The organism is Desulfosporosinus hippei DSM 8344 (genome assembly GCF_900100785.1).
GTDB lineage: Bacteria > Bacillota > Desulfitobacteriia > Desulfitobacteriales > Desulfitobacteriaceae > Desulfosporosinus > Desulfosporosinus hippei.
Genome location: NZ_FNCP01000002.1, coordinates 159,660 through 182,199 on the forward strand (window position 1 = coordinate 159,660; position 22,540 = coordinate 182,199).

At 39.3% G+C, this 22,540-nt stretch carries 19 protein-coding genes, 1 riboswitch and 1 other annotated feature; of the genes, 16 read left to right on the forward strand and 3 right to left on the reverse strand.

The window, feature by feature from the left end; all coding sequences use genetic code 11:
• The first annotated feature begins 359 nt into the window (after positions 1 to 359).
• The 4 genes from BLS16_RS02680 (at position 360) to BLS16_RS02695 (ending at position 6,476) form a co-directional block, all read left to right on the forward strand.
• Positions 360 to 2,408: an alkaline phosphatase family protein gene (locus BLS16_RS02680; protein ID WP_092329500.1), complete on the forward strand. Its 2,049-nt coding sequence runs from the start codon at positions 360 to 362 to the stop codon at positions 2,406 to 2,408.
• A gap of 206 nt (positions 2,409 to 2,614) precedes the next feature.
• Positions 2,615 to 2,941 (forward strand): thioredoxin family protein, encoded by a 327-nt coding sequence (locus BLS16_RS02685; RefSeq protein WP_092329503.1) that lies wholly within the window; start codon positions 2,615 to 2,617, stop codon positions 2,939 to 2,941.
• Between the two features lie 29 nt (positions 2,942 to 2,970).
• Complete coding sequence (locus BLS16_RS02690; protein ID WP_092329505.1) at positions 2,971 to 4,185, forward strand: FAD-dependent oxidoreductase; 1,215 nt, start codon at positions 2,971 to 2,973, stop codon at positions 4,183 to 4,185.
• Positions 4,186 to 4,691: 506 nt separating this feature from the next.
• Positions 4,692 to 6,476, forward strand: a complete 1,785-nt coding sequence (locus BLS16_RS02695; protein ID WP_092329508.1) for a methyl-accepting chemotaxis protein — start codon at positions 4,692 to 4,694, stop codon at positions 6,474 to 6,476.
• 132 nt (positions 6,477 to 6,608) lie between these two features.
• Here the strand turns inward: BLS16_RS02695 and BLS16_RS02700 are convergent, their stop codons facing one another.
• The 3 genes from BLS16_RS02700 to BLS16_RS02710 all read right to left on the reverse strand — a co-directional run bounded on the left by BLS16_RS02700 (position 6,609) and on the right by BLS16_RS02710 (position 9,823).
• On the reverse strand, positions 6,609 to 7,286 hold the full coding sequence (locus BLS16_RS02700; RefSeq protein WP_092329510.1) for an ADP-ribosyltransferase: 678 nt from the start codon (positions 7,284 to 7,286) through the stop codon (positions 6,609 to 6,611).
• Positions 7,287 to 7,395: 109 nt separating this feature from the next.
• The gene (locus BLS16_RS02705) at positions 7,396 to 8,829 is read right to left on the reverse strand and encodes a C40 family peptidase (protein WP_092329513.1); all 1,434 of its coding nucleotides are present in this window, start codon (positions 8,827 to 8,829) and stop codon (positions 7,396 to 7,398) included.
• A 3-nt stretch (positions 8,830 to 8,832) separates the two neighbouring features.
• Positions 8,833 to 8,966, reverse strand: a riboswitch (cyclic di-AMP (ydaO/yuaA leader).
• Positions 8,967 to 9,103: 137 nt separating this feature from the next.
• Positions 9,104 to 9,823, reverse strand: a complete 720-nt coding sequence (locus tag BLS16_RS02710) for a lysophospholipid acyltransferase family protein (protein WP_092329516.1) — start codon at positions 9,821 to 9,823, stop codon at positions 9,104 to 9,106.
• Between the two features lie 395 nt (positions 9,824 to 10,218).
• Between BLS16_RS02710 and BLS16_RS02715 the strand changes: the two genes are divergently transcribed.
• From BLS16_RS02715 to BLS16_RS02765, 12 genes are all read left to right on the forward strand, one after another.
• Positions 10,219 to 10,428, forward strand: a complete 210-nt coding sequence (locus BLS16_RS02715; RefSeq protein ID WP_092329518.1) for a hypothetical protein — start codon at positions 10,219 to 10,221, stop codon at positions 10,426 to 10,428.
• Between the two features lie 121 nt (positions 10,429 to 10,549).
• Complete coding sequence (locus BLS16_RS02720) at positions 10,550 to 12,022, forward strand: IS1182 family transposase (RefSeq protein ID WP_207649719.1); 1,473 nt, start codon at positions 10,550 to 10,552, stop codon at positions 12,020 to 12,022.
• Positions 12,023 to 12,186: 164 nt separating this feature from the next.
• Positions 12,187 to 13,338, forward strand: a complete 1,152-nt coding sequence (locus BLS16_RS02725) for an NAD(P)/FAD-dependent oxidoreductase (RefSeq protein WP_092329521.1) — start codon at positions 12,187 to 12,189, stop codon at positions 13,336 to 13,338.
• Positions 13,339 to 13,464: 126 nt separating this feature from the next.
• Positions 13,465 to 14,034 (forward strand): tRNA 5-(aminomethyl)-2-thiouridylate-methyltransferase MnmM, encoded by a 570-nt coding sequence (mnmM, locus tag BLS16_RS02730; protein ID WP_092329523.1) that lies wholly within the window; start codon positions 13,465 to 13,467, stop codon positions 14,032 to 14,034.
• A 92-nt stretch (positions 14,035 to 14,126) separates the two neighbouring features.
• Positions 14,127 to 14,669: a glutathione peroxidase gene (locus tag BLS16_RS02735; RefSeq protein ID WP_092329526.1), complete on the forward strand. Its 543-nt coding sequence runs from the start codon at positions 14,127 to 14,129 to the stop codon at positions 14,667 to 14,669.
• 22 nt (positions 14,670 to 14,691) lie between these two features.
• Positions 14,692 to 15,114 (forward strand): MarR family winged helix-turn-helix transcriptional regulator, encoded by a 423-nt coding sequence (locus BLS16_RS02740; RefSeq protein ID WP_092329917.1) that lies wholly within the window; start codon positions 14,692 to 14,694, stop codon positions 15,112 to 15,114.
• 70 nt (positions 15,115 to 15,184) lie between these two features.
• Positions 15,185 to 15,499 (forward strand) — a binding site (T-box leader).
• Positions 15,500 to 15,543: 44 nt separating this feature from the next.
• Entirely contained in the window at positions 15,544 to 16,773 is a 1,230-nt protein-coding gene (gene trpB / locus BLS16_RS02745; protein ID WP_092329529.1) for a tryptophan synthase subunit beta, read from the forward strand.
• Positions 16,766 to 17,581, forward strand: a complete 816-nt coding sequence (gene trpA / locus BLS16_RS02750; RefSeq protein ID WP_092329531.1) for a tryptophan synthase subunit alpha — start codon at positions 16,766 to 16,768, stop codon at positions 17,579 to 17,581. The genes trpB and trpA overlap by 8 nt, the downstream gene beginning before the upstream one ends.
• A gap of 118 nt (positions 17,582 to 17,699) precedes the next feature.
• Positions 17,700 to 17,933 carry a hypothetical protein gene (locus tag BLS16_RS23400; RefSeq protein ID WP_176786047.1) on the forward strand — a complete coding sequence of 78 codons (234 nt, stop codon included), beginning with the start codon at positions 17,700 to 17,702 and terminating at the stop codon, positions 17,931 to 17,933.
• 247 nt (positions 17,934 to 18,180) lie between these two features.
• Positions 18,181 to 18,855 (forward strand): ABC transporter ATP-binding protein, encoded by a 675-nt coding sequence (locus BLS16_RS02755; RefSeq protein ID WP_092329533.1) that lies wholly within the window; start codon positions 18,181 to 18,183, stop codon positions 18,853 to 18,855.
• Positions 18,846 to 19,925 carry an HlyD family secretion protein gene (locus BLS16_RS02760; RefSeq protein ID WP_242876166.1) on the forward strand — a complete coding sequence of 360 codons (1,080 nt, stop codon included), beginning with the start codon at positions 18,846 to 18,848 and terminating at the stop codon, positions 19,923 to 19,925. The genes BLS16_RS02755 and BLS16_RS02760 overlap by 10 nt, the downstream gene beginning before the upstream one ends.
• A 50-nt stretch (positions 19,926 to 19,975) precedes the next feature.
• A complete protein-coding gene (locus BLS16_RS02765; protein WP_242876167.1) occupies positions 19,976 to 22,489 on the forward strand; it encodes an ABC transporter permease in 2,514 nt (837 codons plus the stop codon).
• Positions 22,490 to 22,540: the final 51 nt, after the last annotated feature.

Consider the following 22,540-nt stretch of genomic DNA (forward strand, 5'->3'; position numbering starts at 1 on the left):
AGCCAGAAGCCGCCTTTTGCCGTCAAATGTCTAATGAGGTTGAATATGTAAAGTATCCAAAAGAGGATAACTGATCACGACCATCCTTCTTTAGGCAGTGTTGTTATCACGATAAAGAGACTTCTCACGCAACATTAACTATTAAAAATCCTAATAAGCCCTAGTTAACTTAACTATACGGGGCATAATTAGTCGGTATTTTACACATAAACATGAATTGAATATAATTCGTGTTGAAAGTGAATGAAGTTACAAGTATTAGCAACTGGGTGTTTTGGCCATTAAGTAGCAAACTTTTCCCCACTTTGTTGGAGAATTGCAAATAACTTAGCATTAATTCATAAGGAGTGACAAGTATTATGAAAAGAACTGCACTTACCCCCAAATTATTGGTTCTAGGTGTTGATGGTATGGATCCTAGAATTACTCAGAAGTTCTTGGCTGAAGGAAAAATGCCTAATTTGAAAAAATTTATTGAACGTGGATCAGCTCGCGAAGATCTAAAGCTTCTCGGAGCAATTCCGACAATCACACCACCCTGTTGGACAACCCTTGCTACCGGTGCTTACCCGGGAACTCATGGCATCACTTGCTATTGGAGACAATCGCCAGAAAGCCTTGACGCTGTTGTATACAACATGGATTCCCGTAATTGCACTGCTGAACAAATCTGGAATATTACATCCGAAGCTGGAATGAAAACCCTCGTCTGGCACTGGCCAGGGAGTTCTTGGCCTCCGACCTCTCACAGTGAAAATTTAAGTGTTGTAGATGGAACTCAACCAGGATCTGTCAATATGGGTGTCGCTCAACTAGACTGGGAAAAAGTTATCGTTGCTACACCTGACATCACAGATGTACGCTATGCACCTAGAGTAGATAAGCCAGCTGGAGTTGGCTGTATCATTACCGATTTGGAAGATTCTTTAGATGCAGATGTTGACGATGAAATGATGGAGCTTTGGTGGGGGGATACTGCTCGTCAAGGTGGCGAAATTCGCACCTATGTCATGGACGATGAAGATACAGAAGTCGTTATTGGTAGTAAGGTAGCTTATGATATCGTTAACTCTCCTCTCAAAGATGCTACAGGTTGGGCAAATGCTCCAGAAGGTGCTAAAGAGTTCACTATCCTAACTTCCGGTGGAGTTATGAGACGACCTGCCTTAATTCTGAAGAATGAAGCTGGCGAATATGATCGAGTCGCCATTTATAAGAATAAGAAAGCCGAAGAGCCGATTGTTACTCTAGTTCGAGATGTAATGGAAACAGGAATTATTGATGACGTTACCAAGAAAGAAGTCACTAAGCCTGCTTGCCGTTCTATGAAAATCTTAGAACTTGATCCAGCCGGTAACAAAGTTAGACTTTGGATTAGCAACGCACTTGATATTGCCAATGACCAACTATGGCATCCTAAAACACTCTTTAATGAAGTCATCGAAAATGTTGGCGTAGTTCCACCTGTTAGCTTAATCGGTGGTGAAGACGCTGAATTGGTTGGCGAAATTTTCGAACCTTCATGGGTAAAATACAATAAATGGCAAGCTGACTGCATGAATTATTGCATCAAAGAGAAGGGCTATGAAGTAGTATTCTCTCATCTCCACAATATTGACTGTGCAGGTCATCAATTATGGCACCTGGGTAAGACACTTGCTCCTTGGGATCACACAGATGAAAAAACCTATCAAGGGTTCATTGAGAAGTTCTATGTGCAAACAGATGATTATCTCGGCGAATTCATGCATTTGTTAGATGAAGGTTGGACTGTATTCCTTCTCAGTGACCATGGTCTGATTGTAGGGGAAAACGTACCTCCGATTATCGGAGAATATGGTGGTCTTAATACAAAAGTCATGGAAGAACTGGGCTATACAGTCATGAAAAAGGACGAAAACGGCAATTCCATCAGAGAAGTTGATTGGGAAAAGACAAGAGCTGTTCAAATCCGCAGTAACTATATTTATATCAACCTTAAAGGCCGTGACAAGTTTGGCATTGTGGATCCTAAAGATAAATATGATCTAGAAGAACAAATTATTTCGGATCTATACAATTACAGAGATGATAGAACCGGCAAACGGGTTATCGGTATTTGCCTGAGAAACAAAGATGCTGTGCTTATCGGTGCTAACGGACCTGAATGCGGCGATATTTTCTTCTCAGTTGAAGAAGGATACAATAGACTGCACGGAGATAGCATCTCAACTTCAGAAGGATATTTCGAAACCTCAGTTTCCCCGATTTTCGTAGCCGCAGGTTCGGGTATTAAGTCTGGATTTACAACAGAGCGTACGATCCGACAAGTTGATGTGGCTCCTTCAGTTTCAGTATTACTCGGTCTTCGTTTCCCCGCCCAATGTGAGGGAGCACCGATCTATCAAATCTTCTCCGAAGAAGTTTAATAATTTATTGAATGTGTGCAGCTATCAGAGAGCAGCTGATAGCTGCCTTTCTGATAGCTGCCTTTTAAATAGATCTACAGACATGCATGAAGATAACCCTGAAAAATGGGATATATTAAATATTAGAATTAGAGCCAAAAGAGCTTGAACCTGACAATGCAATTTAGCGCGGTTAACTATAATGATGTTATAAGGAGTGGAGAAATATGTCTTTGCAACAATTAAACTCAAATCAGTTCGAAGAGATCATTTATGACAATGCTGAGGCCTGCTTGGTGATGTTTTCAAGAAAAGATTGTCATGTATGCAAACAAGTTGCTCCAATGTTGGAAGAAATGAAACCTCAATATGAAGGAAAATTTGGCTTCTATTATGTGGATGTTGAAGAGGATAAAAATTTATTTCAACGGTTTTCATTGAAAGGGGTTCCTCAAGTCCTCTTTTTCAATGACGGAGAGTATCAAGGTAAACTTGCAGGTAAGGTTGAAGAGGAAGCTATTGAAGAGAAAATCGCAGAAGTCCTTGGAGCCTAGTTATCAAATTATAAGGGGATGTTAAAGTCGTGGATAATAGCTATGATTTGATCATTATAGGGGGAGGCCCCGCTGGACTTTCTGCTGCTATTTATGGCGGTAGGGCTAAGCTGAAGACCCTAGTTATGTATAAAGGGACGATCGGTGGTTTAGTAGATACAACTAGAGAAATAGTTAATTATCCCGGATATATCCAGGTTAGTGGACCGGATCTCATGAAGGATTTCAAGAAACATGCAGAGCATTTTAATGTTGAATTCTTAAAAGAAGAAGTCACTAGCGTAGATTTTTCCGGAGAAGATAAAATCATTAAAACTAAAAAAGGTAAGGAGCTCTCTGCCAAAGCTGTAATTGTTGGGTGTGGCAGTGAGCCGAGAATGTTAAATATCCCTGGTGAAAAATCCCTGCGGGGGAGTGGAGTTGCATACTGTGCAACCTGTGACGCAGAGTTTTTTGAAGGGGAGGATGTTGTTGTTATTGGAAGTGGTGACCAGGCTATTGAAGAAGGCATGTTCATCACCAAGTATGCACGTAAAGTAACTGTAATTGTACTACATGATGAAGGAATCCTCGATTGTAATAAAATAAGTGCGGAGAGAGCATTTAACAACGAAAAAATGGAGTTCATTTGGAATTCGACCATCGAGGAAGTTCTCGGAGAAGATAATGTTGAAGGAGTAAAAATAAAGAATCTTAAAACTGGCACTTCATCCGAACTTACCTGTCAAGGGGTATTTTTCTTTGTTGGAATGATTCCGTCAACTCGTTTTCTAAAGGACAGCGGACTCGAAATGGACAACAGAGGATATATTCCGGTTAATGAGAGTATGGAGACCAACCTAGAAGGGATCTATGCCATTGGTGACAATCGAGTAAAATATCTGAGACAAGTTGCGTCTGCTGTAGGTGATGGTGCGACTGCAGCTGTGGCTGCCGAAAGATATATCGAAGAATTGCATCATTTTAATGCCAATATCCTCCAAAATGACAAAAAGACACTGTTATTATTCTTTAATGCCTTGGTGAATGAAAGCTTGGAATTTAGCACCTTATTAGAAGGACTCATCGGTGAAAATGGTGACGAATATAAATTGGTGAAAGTTGATTTAGCAACTAAGAAAAGCCTGGCAGGCAAATATGGAATAGAAAAAGCACCCACTGTAGTCGTATTGGACAAAGGGGTAGAAATCAAACGACTTGATTGTTGCATGGATAAAGAGAAACTACAATCTCAATTATTTTAGGATTCAATTCAAGTAGTTATGAAATAAAATATAATTTAAAAATTAAACGACCGCAAGGCAAACTTCCTTGTTGGTCGTTTTTTGTTAAATTCGAGAAGAGTTAACATAATGATTACTATTACTTAATGATAATTTAATGTTGATATCATATACTTGATATTAACTCAACATGCAACTCAATAATTGTTTTAATTTGGTGAATGATAATGATTATGGTAAGATATTACTAGAAGATCTGAAAACTACTATTAAGTATACCTGTTTATTTTAGCGTTTGAAAATTACTCTAAAAGCTATTAATTATTAGTGGAACCAATCTTACCAATTGCATTGGTGATAGAGTCTCAAGACAATTGTGATAATTATCACGAATCGGATTGCATTTCTAATCATTACATATTGGCTTTTAACCTACAATATCGTAGGGCTCCTGTGTTTTGGTGGCTTCGGTCTCCTAAATAATTAAGTTAGCCAAACATAACAGCAGTGAAAGGATTGATTGAGTAATGGCCAAGAAGAAAAAGATGAATCAAAGTATTTTAGCTTTAGTAATTCTTTTAATTGCCGTAGCAGTCGGGATTGGAACCTTTAATATCATGAATATCGTTCGTACTGCCAAAACAAACATGGATTTATATTCAACGACCTTAAATGCCAATTACGACCAAAACCTTCGCCTTGTGACTCAGCAAGCAATCAGCACCTTAGATGGCATTTATCAACTGCAACAGCAAGGCGTACTGACAGAGGTTCAGGCCAAGGAACAAGCAAAAGAAATAATGACTAAAATGAGATATGGTGACGATGGTACCGGATATTACTGGGGAGATACTACGGATGGAATATGTGTCTTTCATGGCACAAACCCTAAGGCGCCGGGTACAGACCGCAATAATGCAGCCGATTCTAAAGGATTCCTATTTATGCAGGAGATCCTAAAAGTTGGACAGAACAATGGAGGGTATGTGGATTATTGGTTTCCAAAGGCCGATCCTAACGATAAGCAAGAATACCCCAAGCGAGGATATGCCCTAGAATTCAAACCATGGAAATGGGTTATCGGAACGGGTAACTATATTGACGATATTAATAAAGTCATCGCTGATCGACAAGCCACAGCCGATGAAGAAATGTGGCAAAATATTGCTTACTCAGGATTAGGAATGCTAGGGGCTATTGCCATTTCAATTGGGTTTGCCTTACTGATCAATCGCAGGATTTCTCAGAAGATTGCACCTATCGCAGAATCGGCTCTGCAAGTAGCAGGAGGGAATTTAGATATTCGTGAGATTAGTGTGACATCAGATGACGATATAGGGCTCCTAGGAAAAGCCTTTAACGATATGACTAATAATCTGCGTGAGTTAGTGGAAAAAGTCTCGCAAACTTCTGGATTGGTTGCTTCAACTTCCCAGGAACTAACTTCTGGAGCAGAACAGTCAGCTCAAGCTTCCAATCAAATTGCCACTGCTATTTCAGAAGTCTCTTCTGGCACTGAAACCCAATTAAACGTTGTTAACAACACAACTAAAATCGTGAACCAAATGCTGGTTGGTATTAATCAGATTCTCGACAGTTCTAAAGTAGTTGCCGATACATCAGAAAGAGCTGCGCAATCTGCACTAGATGGTATGAAGGCTATTGACAAAACCATGGATCAAATGAGTAACATCGAAAGAACCGTGAACACCTCTGCACAGGTCATTAACAACTTAGGAGAAAGGTCCAAAGAGATAAGTCAAATTATCGATGCGATCTCTGGAATCGCTCAACAAACCAATCTCTTAGCTCTTAATGCTGCAATTGAAGCTGCTCGTGCAGGAGAACAGGGGCGTGGCTTTGCGGTGGTTGCAGACGAGGTACGTAAGCTTGCAGAACAATCAAGTGAAGCCGCAAAACAAATCTCTGCCCTTATTCTCGAAATCCAAGAAGATACTCAAAAGGCAGTTGCTGCTATGAATAAAGGAACTCTGGAAGTCTCAATTGGAACTAAAGTTGTAAACACTGCGGATGATGCTTTTAAGGACATCAATGATTTGGTCACAACGGTGTTAAACCAAGTTCGAGAAATTACTTTAAAAATCCAACATACTGCCGAGGGAAGTAATCAAGTTGCAGAGGCAGTTACCGAGATTAATCAAGTCAGCAAATCAATAGCAGTTCAGACTCAAACAGTTTCGGCAGCAACTGAAGAGCAATCTGCTTCCATTGAAGAGATTGCTGCTGCTAGCCAAGTGCTCTCGAAAATGGCTCAAGAAGTGGAGCTGACTTTAGCAAAGTTTCGATTATAAGTCAAACAGTTAATCAAGAGAAGAGTTATTCCAGAGGAAAAAATAAGTTTTAAAAAATAAGATTTTGAAAACCGGCTAGGAGCATTTTTGCTGCTAGCCTTATTTTCTAAAGAGGTATATGGATAGGACTGTTCATTGGACATTGCATAGTAAGATAGCATGAGTAGTGGTAGAATAAATAGTCCTTTCAACGGTATAGATTGCATTTCTTTTTAACAGAAGCTCATCTTCTGTTTGAATGTTGCTGATGTTTTTTAAACACGCTCCATTAAAATCCTTTGGAACCTTTAGAATAAATAGTACATCTGCAGAGTATTCTGTATTTCCGTTGAAAAATAAAGTAGTACTGGAAAAGCCTTTTTCAAGTAATTTCTTTCCATCGTAGAGGGTTGATGAACTAGCCAGCCCTTGAAGTCCTTCTAAATCTATCCAGCGGAAAGCAATGACGTCTTCTGGAGTGAATGCTTTTTCTAAGGCTGAATCTATATGGCGGGTCTTTTTTTCATACCTAGGATATTTACAATGTCGAAAATGCTCGTTATATTTGAAAGAACATGAGGTATATAGTTTAATGTTCTGGACCTCTTCGGAGGTTAATTGTTCTTCCCATGTACTGTAGTAATGATTACTCCATTGTCGAATAGCGTCTCTACACTCAAATACTTGATAGGAACTATTATTTTTGAGGCGTTTGAGGTAATTTAAGATCTCCTGTAACGCATCGTAAAATTCATGGTCATTACGAAGAGATTCAGGTTCTTCTTCGAAGAACGATTGCCATATTTCTTTAATCTTAATAAATATAGACATAACCTCCTTTGCAGAAAGGTAGTTATGTTTGATATTTACTAGGTTTACACCAAAAAAAGACTAAGAGCAACAACATTTGTGGTTGCTCTTAGTCTTTTATCGTTCCAACTTAATCGTAGCTTCTAGCCCCAAGATAACGAGAGGAGTAAAAGCTGTCCCCAAGACTTGATATTTTAACATCGCTATTGGGATTACTGGCATGGACAAAACGTCCACCCCCGATATAGATGCCAACATGTGAGGCACCCTTAGCATAGGTTGAGAAAAATACTAAATCACCTGCTTGGAGGTTGCTCTTGTTAACCGGAGTTCCTGAGGCGAATTGGGCATAAGATGTTCGCGGGAGAGAAATCCCGGAACTAGCATACACGTATTTGGTAAAACCTGAACAGTCAAAGCCTTTTGTGGTGGTTCCGCCAAAGACATAAGGGGTACCCTGCAAGCTGACTGCCCGGTCTACTACTGTCGAGGAACCGCCACTTCCTCGAGATACTGCAGAAGCGACCATGACAGGCCGATTACTGGGGCCTTGGGCAACAACACGGTTAACCGGATTTTGAGTTACTTTTTCTTCTAATACTTGCTTGGTAACGTCAATGCCGTTTTTCTGTACATAAGAATATGTAACGATTTTTGAACCATTACTACCCTGTTCAAGTACTTTAGTTTGTCCGACCCTCAAACTACTGTCGGTCTTTGTGACAACATCATAAGGAATTGTTTCCGGACCGGAATATGTTCCTTGACTTACGACGGTAAGAAAGGGTGTTGAAGAAACAAGCTTGATTACTTGCCCGGGTTGCAATTTAGAGTCCTTGGTTACTCCCGGGTTACCTGCTAATACTTCATCAGTCAACATATCATTTTTACGGGCAATAAGCCACCAAGAGTCGTTAGGTTGGACGGTATAATCTTTAGTAGATATTTTACCATCAGTCAATACTTTAAAAGCTTGGTCAGGGGAGGTTAGCTGTTCCGGTAGAACTTCTGACTCTTCTACACTAACCTTCTCGGCAAAACTAACAGAAGTAACCTTGTTCTCCTCACTGGGTTTAACATAATAGTCTTCATATTCTTTAAGGAGTTTGTCGGAATCCTCTTTAGTGGGCAAAAATGCGATCACTGAGCCATCGGCTTCTAACTTATAACCATCAACATAAATACTTAAGTTGTCCTCTAACGTCTCTTCATTCAAAGTGGATGTCAGATAAACCGTGGGCTTTACCCTGAGGGATTCATAGGTTATTTGGTCGTGAGTTTTAGCAACTACTCCGAAAGGCTCACCCTGTTGTTTGAGAATGGTCTCCACAAGGTCTTTACCGTAATCAACACTTCTTACTAAACCAATCTGCTGACCGTTAACCATGACAGCAGCTGCAGAAGTTGTGGTTGAAAGATAATAGGTAAGTCCTCCGGTTAGAATAACCGCAATAGATAAACCGCTGATAACACGTGGAGATTTCCATGAGACTTTTCGCAGAGTAGTGCCGCAAAATTGTTGAATTAGCTTTCGTTTCTCATTCAAACTAGGAGGCAAATGCATGTTGTTTTCACCTTTCTCGGCTTACGAGGTTAGCTGACGGATTCGGGCATAAGGTGTAAGCCCTACGCATAAGGTATGCGTTTCACCCCAAAAAAAAATCCCCCGCTCTAGGTGACTAGATTAAGCCTTCATACTTTTTATCAACGTTATATATTCGACATTATACTTAAATCTCCTTTTATTTTTATAAAGAAATACATGGCAATTGATGAATAAATTGTGAGTTTGGATACCTTCTCGTCAAAAATAGGCTTATAAATTTGTTTCAGAAGGATTAATGGGACAGACCTTGGGTAATAATATCTCGTACTTTTCCTGGTAATTCAGCAACTTCTTCTTTGGTGAGATCAGTGGTTAGGATTGGCTTAAAAATAGTTACTTTAACATGGGCGGGTTTAATCTTAAAGCCGTTTTGTTCCATTATCTTATAGGAGCCGCAAATCGCTATCGGAACAATTGAGACGCCAGCCTTTAAGGCTAACTTTAAGCTGCCAGGCTTAAATTCTCCAATCATATCACCTTTGCTTCGAGTGCCTTCAGGGAAAATAACCATCGAGTAACCTGCTTTGAGTTGTTCCGCAGCTTGATTAATTACTCTAAGGGATTGCCGAATGTCTGAACGATCCATAAAAACGCATTTTAAATGGGTCATCCAGCTTCTAATCAAAGGCAATTTAAGGAGCTCAATTTTTGCTATAAATGCCTTTGGTTTATCGAGATAACCGAGGAGAATTGGAATATCGAAATTACCTTGGTGATTACTTACAAAGAGAACCGAGCCATTAGCCGGGATGTTCTCTTCGCCTTGGATCTCAACAGTAACACCTGCAAGCTTAACAAGTGAATGGGCCCATTTTTTTGCAGTTTGATTTGTAAGTCTGTCATGTTCAAGGGTTCTATCCATTCTTTCTAATCGATTAACTTTTAAAAGCGTTGGTTGTATGGATAAAAGATACGCCCAAAAATATGCAAACCAAAGGACTGTTCGAAACATAGGGATTCTCCTTATTTTGTTTTAAAAACATTATAGCAAAAACACTTACAGACTGGAAATACACCCATAATATATATGCTAGACCATAAAGTGATTAATTTCTTTCTCCAAATTTATCGTCTTAAGTATCGGTCAAGTTTCTCTTGATCACTGATCTATTTGGGGGCTTAGAATCTTCTCGAAATATAGTACTCCTAATTTTGGTGAAGTTTGATATTTCGTATAACGCATACCTATGCCCCCCCTAACTAAATTAAATTTGTTATTTTCTGATATTTATATTAGAATTACTTGAAAGTAAGTATATTTAAAATATATAAACTGTCAAAGAATCAATATGCAATCTAGTGTAATAATTTACTGGATTTTGCAAAAGGTATGAGAGGGGGATTTGTATGCTATTACGTAATCGCAAACCAAAAACTACTGTAGCTCTTCGCCAGCGACAACTATTTCATGTAGGAGATCGTGTTAAGACTAGTAATCATTATGTAGGAACTGTGGTTCGGGTTGATCGTGATGAAGTTGGAGAATACATTGTTGCTCGATTAGATGAAATACCGCAAGAATTCGCATACGATCCAGATGATCTTTTGAGAATCTAAATAATCTTTGAATTTTTTAAGAAGCACCCATTTCTATGGGTGCTTCAGCTTGTAGACAAAAGAGGAAACACCCTTGTCCAAATGGTATAATAATACTAGAGGATAGGGGTGTTTTTTATCAATGTATGTAAAAAAAGATCGGGAACCGCAAAAACAAATTAAATTCGTAAGTATAGAGGATTTAGTTCCTCAAGAACATATTTTACGAGATATCGATAAAGCTATTGATTTTAGCTTCATCTATGACGAAGTTAGGGGTCTGTACTCAGAAATCGAGTGGGGGAAACCTGGCATTGATCCAGTCTCCCTCTTTAAAATAGTCTTTATTCAAAGTTTATTTGGTATTCGGAGCATGCGTCAAACTATTAAAGAAATCGAAGTCAATATGGCTTACCGTTGGTTCATTGGGTACGATATCGGAGAACCAATCCCCCACTTTTCAACCTTTGGAAAGAACTACAGTCGGCGTTTTAAGGATACCGATGTCTTCCAGAGGATCTTTGAACAAATCTTGCAAGAAGCAGTTAATTGTGGATTTATAGATGCTAGTGCTGTATTCATCGATGGAACTCATATTAAGGCAAGTGCGAATAAACGTAAGGCTACAGAGGCAGTGATCGAGAAACAGGCCAAGAACTATCAAAAACAGTTAGAAGAAGAGATTGCAAAAGATAGAGCCGAACATGGTAAAAAACCATTAAAGAGCAAAGATCACGACGATGATGAACCTACACCCCCTGCTCCCGAGATGAAAACAATTAAGCAAAGCAAGACAGATCCTGAGAGTGGAGTCTTTCATAAAGGAGAGCATGAAAAATGCTTTGCCTACGTTGCCAATACAGCCTGTGATCGGCATAATTTCGTTCTGGATTTTGAGTTGGGAGCAGGAAATATTCATGACAGTGTGATGTTCGACGGCTTATATAAAAAGGTTCTTTCAAAGTTTTCGGAAGTTAATGTGGTTGCGCTTGATTCAGGCTACAAAACCCCTTGGATTATGAAGCAGATCATAGATACCCAGAGGATACCGGCGGTTCCGTACAAACGTCCAATGACAAAGGATGGTTTCTTCAAAAAGTATGAATACGTTTACGATGAATACCATGATTGCATTCTCTGTCCCAACAATCAGGTTTTAACGTATTCTACAACCAACCGTGATGGATATCGGGAGTACAAAAGTGATCCTAAACTATGTAAAACATGCTCCATGCGTTCTCAGTGTACCGAGAGTAAATCCTGTCAAAAGGTTGTACTCCGCCATGTCTGGGAACCTTATATGGAACTTGCAGAAGATTACCGCCATACACCTGAATACAGAGATATTTACAAATTAAGAAGCGAAACCATTGAGCGTGTGTTTGCTGATGCAAAAGAGAAGCATGCGATGCGTTATACTCAATTGCGTGGTCTGCAAAAACTTAAGATGCAGGTGACGCTTACTTTTGCATGCATGAATTTAAAGAAACTGGCGACGTGGAAACGGAGAAAGGGTATGCTCCGCTCATTTTTTTCGCATCTTATTCAGAACATAGCTCTCTCAGATTCTCAATTCATTATTAAGAGACAAAAAGGTGCCATGCAATTTGCATAAGGCACCTTTTTGTCTACGGTCTGAAGCACCCATTTCTATGGGTGCTTCTTATTGTGCACTAGGTGGATTGAGAAAAAATATTTTTGAAGGAGTATTTGGAAACATGTTGAAATCTTAAAAGGAATGTTGCTGTACTAAACTTCTCTTTAGGGAGGGAAAGATTAATGTACATTAGGAGTAATAATAAGCCGGATATAATAATTATCGGTGCAGGAATCATTGGACTAAGTATCGCTTACAACCTGTTGGAAATAGACCCGAAACTTTCAATAACTCTTTTGGAAAAGGAGAAATTATTGGGAATAGGTTCCACTGGAAAATGTACAGGAAGTATCAGCTATCAATTAAACAGCCCCCTTCAGCGTAACTTGAGTCTGCTCAGCAGAGATTTCTTTCTGAATTTTGATGCTATTTTTGATACTCCGAGTTGGTATTGGGAGAAGGGGCATTTATTATTAGCGGATAACGAAGGTTTATTGAGGGATCTTCAATCGATCTCAGTTCAAGCCGACGCTGATAACATCCCCATGAACCTAATGAATCAAGAAGAATTGCAAAGGGAGTTCCCATATTTGCACAGAGACCGGTTCTTAGGAGGGGCTTTTTGTTCATGGGATGCCTATGCCGACCCCTATGCTGTTTTGGCAGCCCTGTACTCAGCGGTGCGCCGTAAAGGTGTCGAGGTATATTTTGAACATGAAGTAAGGAGAATTATCATTGATGGCGATACAATTAAAGGTGTTGAAACTAGACAGGGAGTATTTCAAAGTCCCCTCGTCGTGAATGCTGCTGGCCCTCATGCTGGACAATTAGCTGAAATGTCTGGCCTTACTCTTAAAATCCAGCCTTACCGTCGTCAAGTTTACGTCTGTACAAACCCTAAAGATGTTCCCAAAGCTTCTCCTACAATCATGGATTTATCCTCTGGCTTTTATCTGCATCAGGAAGCTAGTGGGAAAACAGTGTTATTAGGGGGAACAGATAAGTACACTTGGCCGGGATTGCAAGAAACAGTAGACAAATCCGTAGCAGAAGACTTTTTTATGACAACCTTGGAAATAATACCTTCTACGATTGATATAAAGTGGCTGCGAACTTATACGGGACTTTGTGAACTAACCCCTGATTTTCATCCGATTGTTGGCGAAGCATCAGGATTAAAGGGGATATTTTTCGCTAATGGGTTCAGTGGACATGGCTTTATGCATGCACCAGCCATCGGGCGGATCGCAGCAGATCTGATTTTAAAGGGTAGTACAGACCAGATCGATGCTTGTTTACTCCATCCAGACCGATTTCTTAAAGATAATCCATAAGTAAATTTTCTGGTACTCACTGAAAGAATAACCTTAGTTGCATACCAGCCAAACTTTAACTTATGTCCAACGAACCAGTTTACACTTATGCCGTAAGATTGAATAGAGGAGAAGATACTGAAGATAATGAACAATATTTTTAAAAATGCCGTCCAAATATCTAAGATAATCTGTAGAGCGAAATTATCCCCAGGAGATATTGCTGTTGATTGTACCATGGGGAATGGAAATGATACGGTATTTCTATGCAGTTTAGTTGGCGAGAAGGGAAAAGTTTATGCTTTCGACATCCAAGAAGAGGCCGTTATAACTACTAGAAAGAGACTTCAAGAACTCAACTTACTAGCAAGAACTGAAATAGTACTTGATGGTCACCAGAATATTGATAAATACGTCAAGGGAAATGTAGGATTGGTGATCTTTAATTTAGGCTATCTGCCTAAAGGGAATCATGCTATTACCACGAATAAAGAGACTACCATTGAAGCTGTTCAGAGATCTATGGGGTTGCTCAAACCAAATGGAATAATACTAATAGTTGTATACTCAGGACATGAGAATGGCAAACTTGAAAAGGAAGCTTTAAAAAATTTCACCACAACAATGCATCAGAAGGACTATAATGTCTCTGAAATTTGCTTCCCAAACCAGATTAATAGTCCCCCGGAACTTATCTGTATTGAAAAGGTTGATTAAGGGTAAGGCGAGGTAAATATTTCTATTTGCTATTCCATTGTGTATTGTGTACAATTAAATTGTAAAAAATATAAACGAAAAGGGTGACTAGCATGTCTATTTATGATTATTCATTTCAGTCCATCGAAGGTAAAACAGTCTCTCTTTCTGATTTTCAAGGTAAAGTAATGTTGATTGTTAACACTGCCAGCAAATGCGGCTTTACTCCCCAATATGAGGGATTAGAGAAACTTTATGAAACTTATAAAGATCAAGGTTTAGTAGTGATCGGTTTCCCCTGTAACCAGTTTGCTGAGCAGGAGCCAGGGACGAATAGTGAGGTTCAGGAGTTTTGTAAGATAAGATATGGGGTTACCTTCCCGCTTACTGAAAAGGTAAATGTACGGGATGAAAATGCAGATCCAATCTTTCAATATCTTACTGAAAACACAACCTTTAACGGGTTAGGTAAAGGCCTTAAAAACAAAGCCCTTGAACTTATGCTCAAACAGAAATACGGAAAGCAGTTCTCCGATAACTCTGTTAAATGGAACTTTACAAAATTCCTCATCGGCAGAGACGGAAAAATAGCAGGCCGTTTTGAGCCCACTGTCTCACCGGACAGCATGGTATCCTCGATTGAGGAGTGCTTGTAACTTGAACTGGGACGAGAAGGAAATGCTCAAACTTGACAATCAGTTGTGTTTTGCTCTTTATGCATGTTCAAAAGAAATTATTGCCTTGTATAAACCATACCTGAACTCTCAGGGACTAACCTACACTCAATATATTACACTCTTAGTATTATGGGAGGAGGATGGACTCAACATCTCTGAGCTTGGGAACAAGCTCTTGCTAGATTCAGGAACACTTACCCCTCTTCTGAAAAAACTTGAAAAATCTCAACTGGTAGAGAGAGTAAGGGATAGAGACGATGAGAGAGTGGTTAAAGTTTTCTTGACTGATAAAGGAAAAATGCTGCAGGAAACCTTTAGTGATCTACCGCAAAAGATGTTTTGCAATACAGGAATCCGGGTGGAGGAAGCCATAAAGCTTAAGGCCATGCTGAATCAGCTACTGGGAAACATTCAAAAGTTATAATGATCCAGTTATATTGACAGCTGTAATTACCTGGCATATAATAACTAGTATTATATTTGAATATTATATAAAATGACTGATGATGAGAAATAGTATGTCTTATGAGAGTGTCTTAGCGAGTCAGAGGTGGTGAGAGTCTGATACAAGTCTCTTAGACAGAATGGTTCTCAGAGGTGTGATCCGAAAACCGTTAAAGTTAGTAGGTGATTCCGGGGGTTTCCCGTTACAGAGACAAAGGTATCGAGAATTGTGTTCTCCGTACCTGATAGATTAAGGTATTTGGTAGATTGTTTGCTTAAGTCCAATGGGTTCGTTGATTGGATTTGGGGGAAAACAATTGCCTTATACGAATTAAGGTGGTACCACGGAGCTTTCCGTCCTTTTAGGACAGAAGGCTCTTTTTTATTGTAATAAGAAAGGAGAGTTCAAATGGTTAAGGAAAAGTTACATGTACTGTCTGATGGCGGCTACGAAACAAAGGGGCATTTTGGTCCATATGGAGGTGCCTATGTTCCAGAGACCTTAGTTCCTGCTTTGCGAGAATTAGAAGAGGCCTACCTGAGGTCTGGCCAAGATGAGAGCTTTCAGAAAGAGTTTCGAGAGCTGTTACAAAGGTATGTTGGACGACCATCTTTATTCTATGAAGCCAAGCGCTTATCGGAACAATTGGGTGGTGCACGAATTTATCTTAAAAGGGAAGATCTCAATCATACCGGTGCACATAAAATTAACAACACTTTAGGGCAGATTTTGCTCGCTAAAGCTATGGGTAAGAAAAGAGTGATTGCTGAGACAGGAGCAGGACAGCATGGGGTAGCTACTGCTACGGCTTGTGCATTATTTGCTCTTCCCTGTATAGTTTATATGGGAGAAGAAGATGTACGCCGACAGAAGTTAAACGTCTTGCGGATGAAGTTATTGGGAGCAGAGGTTCGCACTGTGACTCATGGATCATGTACTCTAAAAGATGCTATTAATGAAGCACTGCGGGACTGGGTGACTAATGTTGAGGAGACGTTTTATTGCTTTGGGACGGCAGCCGGACCACATCCCTATCCAACAATTGTTCGAGATTTTCAGGCAGTAATTGGACATGAGACCCGGGAGCAAGCCTTAAAGGAATTAGGAAAACTTCCAGACGCGATCATTGCCTGTATTGGGGGAGGGAGTAATGCCATTGGTATCTTCCATCCTTTCATTCCAGACCCTGAGGTAAGACTAATTGGAGTCGAAGCAGGGGGAACAGGAAATAAGACAGGGGAAAATGCTGCGACACTGTGTTTGGGTGAACCAGGTGTTTTGCATGGAGCTTATAGCTATTTGCTGCAAGATGATGATGGACAAATTGTTGTAACCACATCTGTCTCTGCCGGACTTGACTATCCCGGCGTGGGACCAGAGCACAGCAACTTGAAGGAAACAGGGCGAGCAGACTATGTCAGCATTTCGGATCAAGAAGCGTTAGATGCCTGCTCCTTACTTTGTCAGACTGAAGGAATACTGCCGGCCCTGGAAAGTGCCCATGCCATCGCCTATGCCGCTAAACTTGCCCCCAGACTCTCGAAAGATCAAGTGATCGTAGTTAATCTTTCGGGAAGAGGAGATAAAGATGTAGAAACCTTAGCTCAGTATTTAGAAGGAGGAGCAGATCATGAGTGAGAGACTTAAGGCGGTTTTTCAAACTAAACCTGCAGGAGTAACTCGTCTGATTTCATATATTATGGCGGGAGATCCTACCATAGAGGTCAGTCTGCGACGCCTAAGGGGGCTGGCTGATCACGGAGTGGATATTTTAGAACTGGGAGTTCCCTTCAGTGATCCAATGGCCGATGGGGTGGTGATTCAAGCTGCTGCTGAGAGAGCTTTGAGTGCTCAGATGACGGTGAAAAAAACCTTAGAACTGGTACAGGAATTTCGTAAAACTCACAACACCCCCCTTCTTTTGATGAGTTATCTGAACCCACTTCTTCACTATGGGTGGGATCGATTTGTTGAAGATGCAGTTGAGGCCGGAGTCGATGGATTTATCTTACCGGATTTACCTTGGAGGGAAGGTCAAGGGCTTAGAACAAGAACGGAAAAAAGTGTCGGCAACAAACTGTCTTTTATCCCGATGATTGCCCAAACTAGCCGTGAGCAAGATATTGAGGCCGTCTCTCAGGTAACCGAAGGATTTGCTTATGTTCTATCGCGTAATGGGATTACCGGAGGAGAAGTTGAAATCCCTGACAACGTTAGCGTGTTTATAGAAAGCTTGAGGGACAGCCTTCAAATCCCGCGTTGTGTCGGTTTTGGGATTCAGAAAGCCGAACAAGTCCGTGCATTAGCAAAAATTTGTGATGGAGTTGTCGTCGGCAGTGCTTTAGTGAAAGCCTTTGCTAAGCTCGACCAAGAGGGATTAGAGGAAAAAGACTTAATCGAGCAGGAAAAAGAAGTATTTACTTGGTTGGCAAGCCTTAAGCAGTAGGCAAGCGCTTTCAGGGGATGCTTCTCAATGGTCAATTAAAGCCACCACCATAACACCAGACTTTTTTTGGTGTTATTCTTATTCCCTCGCCGAAGTCTCGATGTTCAGCTTTAGCTGAATGAGTTCACTGTCGACTAAGGTAACCACCCTCTATTTAGAGCTTGCTAATTTATTGAAAAGTCTAGACTTCCTAAGGGTTACGGGTAGTGTCTTAATAAATGTGCATGGAAAAACAGCCTTTGGCGTCAAAAACCGTGCCTATGGTGTTAAACCAAATGGTGCACCGGTGCACCATTTGGCCTCTCTTCCTCGACGGGGGAGTAAATCACGATTCATAGCAAGCCCTAGTTAAAATCGTTAATACTTTATTAATAAACTGTTTAGAAAAAATCAATAGACTCGGCCTAGAATATAACTTAGGGAGTTTTTGTAAATCTTCAAAACCAAAGTAAGAAAAAAATAACTATTCCCCAACTAAGTGAAGTATCAGGCCAAGATTTCTCGTCTAATTAGATATAATTTATTTAACTCTTATTGTGCTTAAAGAAAAAGATAAGAGTCGGTATGCTATGGTCAATTTTCGATTAATGAGGTGCGAAATGGAATCAGCTATTGAAACAGTAAGTTTAAGTAAGATGTATAAGCTAGGAACAGTCGATGTGGAGGTTTTAAAAGATGTTAATGTAATTATTCACAAGGGCGAGTTTGTCTCAATTATGGGACCATCGGGTTCGGGGAAAAGTACCCTTTTATATTTGATAGGTGGGCTTGATAAACCAACCTCAGGCTGCATCAGGGTCAATGGCAAAGAGATTTCTAAAATGAAGGATAAAGAAGAAAGCTCCATGCGCAGAAAAGAAATAGGATTCGTCTTTCAATTTTATAACCTAATACCTAATTTGAGTGTTGAAGAAAACATTTTGCTGCCAATCTTACTAGACGGTAAAAAAACAAAAAATTATAAGCAGGAGCTCGATGAGATTTTGACAATTGTAGGTCTTTCAGATAGAAGAAACCATACTCCTAAGGAATTGTCGGGAGGTCAGCAGCAAAGAGTAGCTATTGCCCGAGCGCTAATTAACGAGCCTGAAATTATTTTAGCAGATGAGCCAATAGGAAATCTCGATTCCAAAACGGGAACAGAGGTTATGGAACTTTTGAAGAGCATTAATCTGGAAAGAGGAAGAACTATTATCCAGGTTACTCACTCCCGAGAAGCTGCGGATTATGGTCAACGAATCATCAACCTAAGGGATGGGAAGGTATGTCAATGATGAAAAAAGTATTAGTGATAGGACTCACCTTGATCTTAACGATATCAGGGTGTAGTAAAGAACCCGTAAAAAATAATGAAGAAAACGTGACAAAAGTTGAAACTACGCAGGTAGTCGAAGCTTTTGGCACGGTTAAGTCTACAGATGTTAAAACGATAACTATCGATTTCCTGACAGTTGTTTCCAAAATTAACGTTGTAGAAGGGCAAAGAGTCTCTAAGGGTGATGTTTTGGTTAGCTTAAACTCTCAAAACTATCTGACCCAAATTAGAAACAAGGAACTTGATATAAAAATATTACAAATTGAATTGGCTGGTTTAAATAGGGATTATGAGACGAAAAGAAGTAGTTTAGAAAAAGGCGCTGATCCAGAAATTATGAGATATATAAATGATCACAAACATGCCCAGGTTTTACTTAGTAAAGCTCTTGAGGACTTAAAGGCCAGAGAATCTTTGTATGCTGCAGGTGCTTTATCCCTTAAAGAGCTCAATGAGTATCAGCAAACGGTCAATGATAAAGAAAAAGCCGTTGCCGATGCAGTTTTTTCGGAAGAAAACACTAGGAAAAAAATCCAGCAAGAGCTAGACCAACTTCGAACGTCAATTGATCAGAAAAGCCTTCAAGTTACCTCTAAGGAGCTTGAACTTGAAGCAATGCAGGAAAAGATGAACAAAAGCTACATACAGGGTAATGAGATTATCGCAGATGTTCCCAATGGAGTAGTCACTGATCTTGGCTGCACTCAGGGAGATATAATTATTGACCCGGAGAAAAAACTTTTGAGTATTCTCAATAAAGACAGCGTTTTGATTGAGGCAAATGTGGCAGAAGAATTCATTAAGGATGTAAAGATCGGCGCAGAAGTTACCATAAGCCCGGACGCCGATAAATCACGAACTTACAACGGAAAAGTTTTATTTATTGCAGAGAAAGCAGTTCTGAAAAACAATGAAACGACTATTCCTGTTCGCATATCCATTGAAAATCCAGATGACTTTCTGCTTCCTGAATTTAATGTCGGTGTAAAGATAAGTTTCGATAGTACAAAGGTTGATGCAAAAGAATAATCAAGGTGCTACGAAGGTTCTTGGTTTAGGACTGGGGAGTTTCTTTAGGAGTGATAAGATTGGGCATAATCCTCAAGTTTATATTTAAAAGTATCGGTGAAAAGAAACTGCGGACTTTTCTGATCGTTTTATCAATTGTATTATCCTCGGGAGTTTTTTTTGCCTCAATAGCTATTTCAGGGAGTATAGAGGAAATGATTATCAAGGGAATTAAAGATTCAATTGGTAACGCAGATATAATAATTACGCCCACCGAAAAATCCTCTTCCCCGTTTTTCTATATGAATAAAGCAGAGATATACAAAGATCGTACAGAATATATTATTGGAGAAATTCAGGAAAATGCAGTTTTCAAACCCAATAGGAATGAAGAAATAAGCATTAACTTGACAGGAGCATCTATTGGAGATGTCCAAGCAATGAACCCCTTTACAATTGAGCAACAGCATAATTTATATCCTTTTGAGGGCAGGAAGATCTTCATTGGTAAATCAGCTGCAGAAAAGTATCAATTGAATGTAGGAGACAGCCTGGAACTGGAATTCGGACAAGGACAACAAAGCTCTAGACAAAAGTTCACGGTCAGTGGAATAGGCTCCTCGACGGGCTTTTTTAAAGCGACCTCAAAATCAATCCCTGTAATAGTACCCAGGGACTTCTTAAGTAATTATAATAATGCACGAGGTAAGGTAGGGACAGTCTATATTAAGCTACTTAAGCCTGAAGATAAACAGGAAATGATTCAGCTGTTGTCAAATGACTATAAAGACTACAGGGTGTTTGAACTATTCCCTTTTGAAGAAATAAAACAGGAAACTTTGATGATATCCGCTGTATTTTTGATGTTGTCATCCATTGTTTTTTTTATGAGCATATTCATTATTTACTCATCATTTAAGGTGATTACGACAGAAAAGCTTCCAATCATAGGAACCTTTAGAAGTATTGGGGCTACCAAAAGGATGACAAACTTCTTATTATTAGGAGAAAGTCTTCTTTATGGTATCGTTGGCGGCATTTTAGGCTGTGGAGTAGGAGTAGGGATCTTATATCTTATGTCTTATGCCTTAAGTAGAATGGTCAATGGTTCTGAAGGAATGGAATTTCAAACTACAATTCAGTTTTCGGGATTGAATTTTGTGCTTGCCTTTATGATGGCAGTAGTTCTTTGTTTTGTCAGCTCAATCATCCCTATCTTAAAGGTATCTAAAATCCCAATCAAGGATATCGTTCTAAACTCTGTGCAAAAGAATACTACACGAAAAAGGTTATGGCTGATACTGGGCCTAGTATTTATGGTTGTTGCTTTGGCTTCTTCCTTTATTGAAGCACAGGATTTAAGGCCGATCTTTGGCAGCGTAGGAATGATAATGACTCTTACTGCTATCGTAATGCTTGTACCCTATATTACTTCCGTTTTTGTAAAGATCTTTGAAACCTTGTATGTTTTTATCTTTGGGAACATAGGTATACTTGCGGCTAAAAATCTGAGAGAGAATCAGAACATTATTAATAATATTTCTATGCTGGCAATAGGCATAGCCTGCTTACTTCTAATCAATACAGCCAGCTATGATAATGTCATAAGCATAACAGATCAGTTCAAGAATTCTTTATATGATATCGAAATGTACACGAATAAAGCAGATAGAAATATTGAGAAGCGATTACTTATTATTGATGGGGTACAAGAAGTATATGGGGATTATGAGGCTTATGGAGTAGAACTGACAGATAGAAATGATCGGATATCTCGCCTTAAAGGGATTGATAAAAGCAAAATTTTAGATTTCTGGAATATCGAGATGAATGGAGATATTGATGAAACCTTTGAAAGGCTTGATGAAGGTCGCAATATTTTAATAACCCATACATTAAGAGAAAAGTTGAATCTAAAAGAAGGGGATCTGGTAAACTTAAAATTAAAAAGTGGCGAAAAGGGCTACAAGGTGATTGGATTCTTCGATGATTTTGCAACAAGTAAAAATATTGGTTTGATATCTCAAAGATTTTTCAAAGCTGACATGCAGTATAAGTATTATTCAAGTATTTATATTAAGACATCCAAAAATCCTGAGGATGTGCTGAAAAAAATCGAGGAAGAATTTATAAGACTAAAGCCCTACTTACAGACAAAAAACAAACTTCAAGAAGAATATTTGAGTTCCAATCAACAAGTAACTTTACTGATGTCGGGTTTTTCGATTCTAGCAATCGTCATTGGTGTTTTTGGAGTATTGAACAATCTGCTAATAAGTTTTCTTGTCCGTAAACGTTCTCTTGCTGTTTTCAAATCAATAGGAATGAGTAAAGTTCAAACAGTTAAGATGATTTTTATTGAAGCCCTTACAGGCGGTGCGATAGGAGGAATTTTAGGCGTAATAGCAGGAACCTTAATGATTGTTATTTTAGCTGGAACAAACAACTCAAAGAACATACATTTCCCGATAAGTTCCTATATAATATACGTTTTCGGTGGTATAATTCTAATGATTATAGCCTCAATAATTCCTGCCCTAAAATCCTCAAAACTTGATATAGTCTCGTCCATAAAACTTGAATAGATCCACTGCACAAGAAAATATCAATATCTGAGAAGTTATTAGGTATAGATC

What these genes read in the sequence shown, in the direction of transcription:
- BLS16_RS02695 (WP_092329508.1), top strand. Translation starts at nt 4,692, where the DNA reads ATGGCCAAGAAGAAAAAGATGAATCAAAGTATTTTAGCTTTAGTAATT.
- BLS16_RS02760 (WP_242876166.1), top strand. Translation starts at nt 18,846, where the DNA reads ATGTCAATGATGAAAAAAGTATTAGTGATAGGACTCACCTTGATCTTA.
- BLS16_RS02715 (WP_092329518.1), top strand. Translation starts at nt 10,219, where the DNA reads ATGCTATTACGTAATCGCAAACCAAAAACTACTGTAGCTCTTCGCCAG.
- BLS16_RS02725 (WP_092329521.1), top strand. Translation starts at nt 12,187, where the DNA reads ATGTACATTAGGAGTAATAATAAGCCGGATATAATAATTATCGGTGCA.
- trpB (WP_092329529.1), top strand. Translation starts at nt 15,544, where the DNA reads ATGGTTAAGGAAAAGTTACATGTACTGTCTGATGGCGGCTACGAAACA.
- BLS16_RS02740 (WP_092329917.1), top strand. Translation starts at nt 14,692, where the DNA reads ATGCTCAAACTTGACAATCAGTTGTGTTTTGCTCTTTATGCATGTTCA.
- BLS16_RS02720 (WP_207649719.1), top strand. Translation starts at nt 10,550, where the DNA reads ATGTATGTAAAAAAAGATCGGGAACCGCAAAAACAAATTAAATTCGTA.
- BLS16_RS02755 (WP_092329533.1), top strand. Translation starts at nt 18,181, where the DNA reads ATGGAATCAGCTATTGAAACAGTAAGTTTAAGTAAGATGTATAAGCTA.
- BLS16_RS02700 (WP_092329510.1), bottom strand. Translation starts at nt 7,286, where the DNA reads ATGTCTATATTTATTAAGATTAAAGAAATATGGCAATCGTTCTTCGAA.
- BLS16_RS23400 (WP_176786047.1), top strand. Translation starts at nt 17,700, where the DNA reads ATGAGTTCACTGTCGACTAAGGTAACCACCCTCTATTTAGAGCTTGCT.
- BLS16_RS02735 (WP_092329526.1), top strand. Translation starts at nt 14,127, where the DNA reads ATGTCTATTTATGATTATTCATTTCAGTCCATCGAAGGTAAAACAGTC.
- trpA (WP_092329531.1), top strand. Translation starts at nt 16,766, where the DNA reads ATGAGTGAGAGACTTAAGGCGGTTTTTCAAACTAAACCTGCAGGAGTA.
- BLS16_RS02710 (WP_092329516.1), bottom strand. Translation starts at nt 9,823, where the DNA reads ATGTTTCGAACAGTCCTTTGGTTTGCATATTTTTGGGCGTATCTTTTA.
- BLS16_RS02680 (WP_092329500.1), top strand. Translation starts at nt 360, where the DNA reads ATGAAAAGAACTGCACTTACCCCCAAATTATTGGTTCTAGGTGTTGAT.
- BLS16_RS02685 (WP_092329503.1), top strand. Translation starts at nt 2,615, where the DNA reads ATGTCTTTGCAACAATTAAACTCAAATCAGTTCGAAGAGATCATTTAT.
- BLS16_RS02705 (WP_092329513.1), bottom strand. Translation starts at nt 8,829, where the DNA reads ATGCATTTGCCTCCTAGTTTGAATGAGAAACGAAAGCTAATTCAACAA.
- mnmM (WP_092329523.1), top strand. Translation starts at nt 13,465, where the DNA reads ATGAACAATATTTTTAAAAATGCCGTCCAAATATCTAAGATAATCTGT.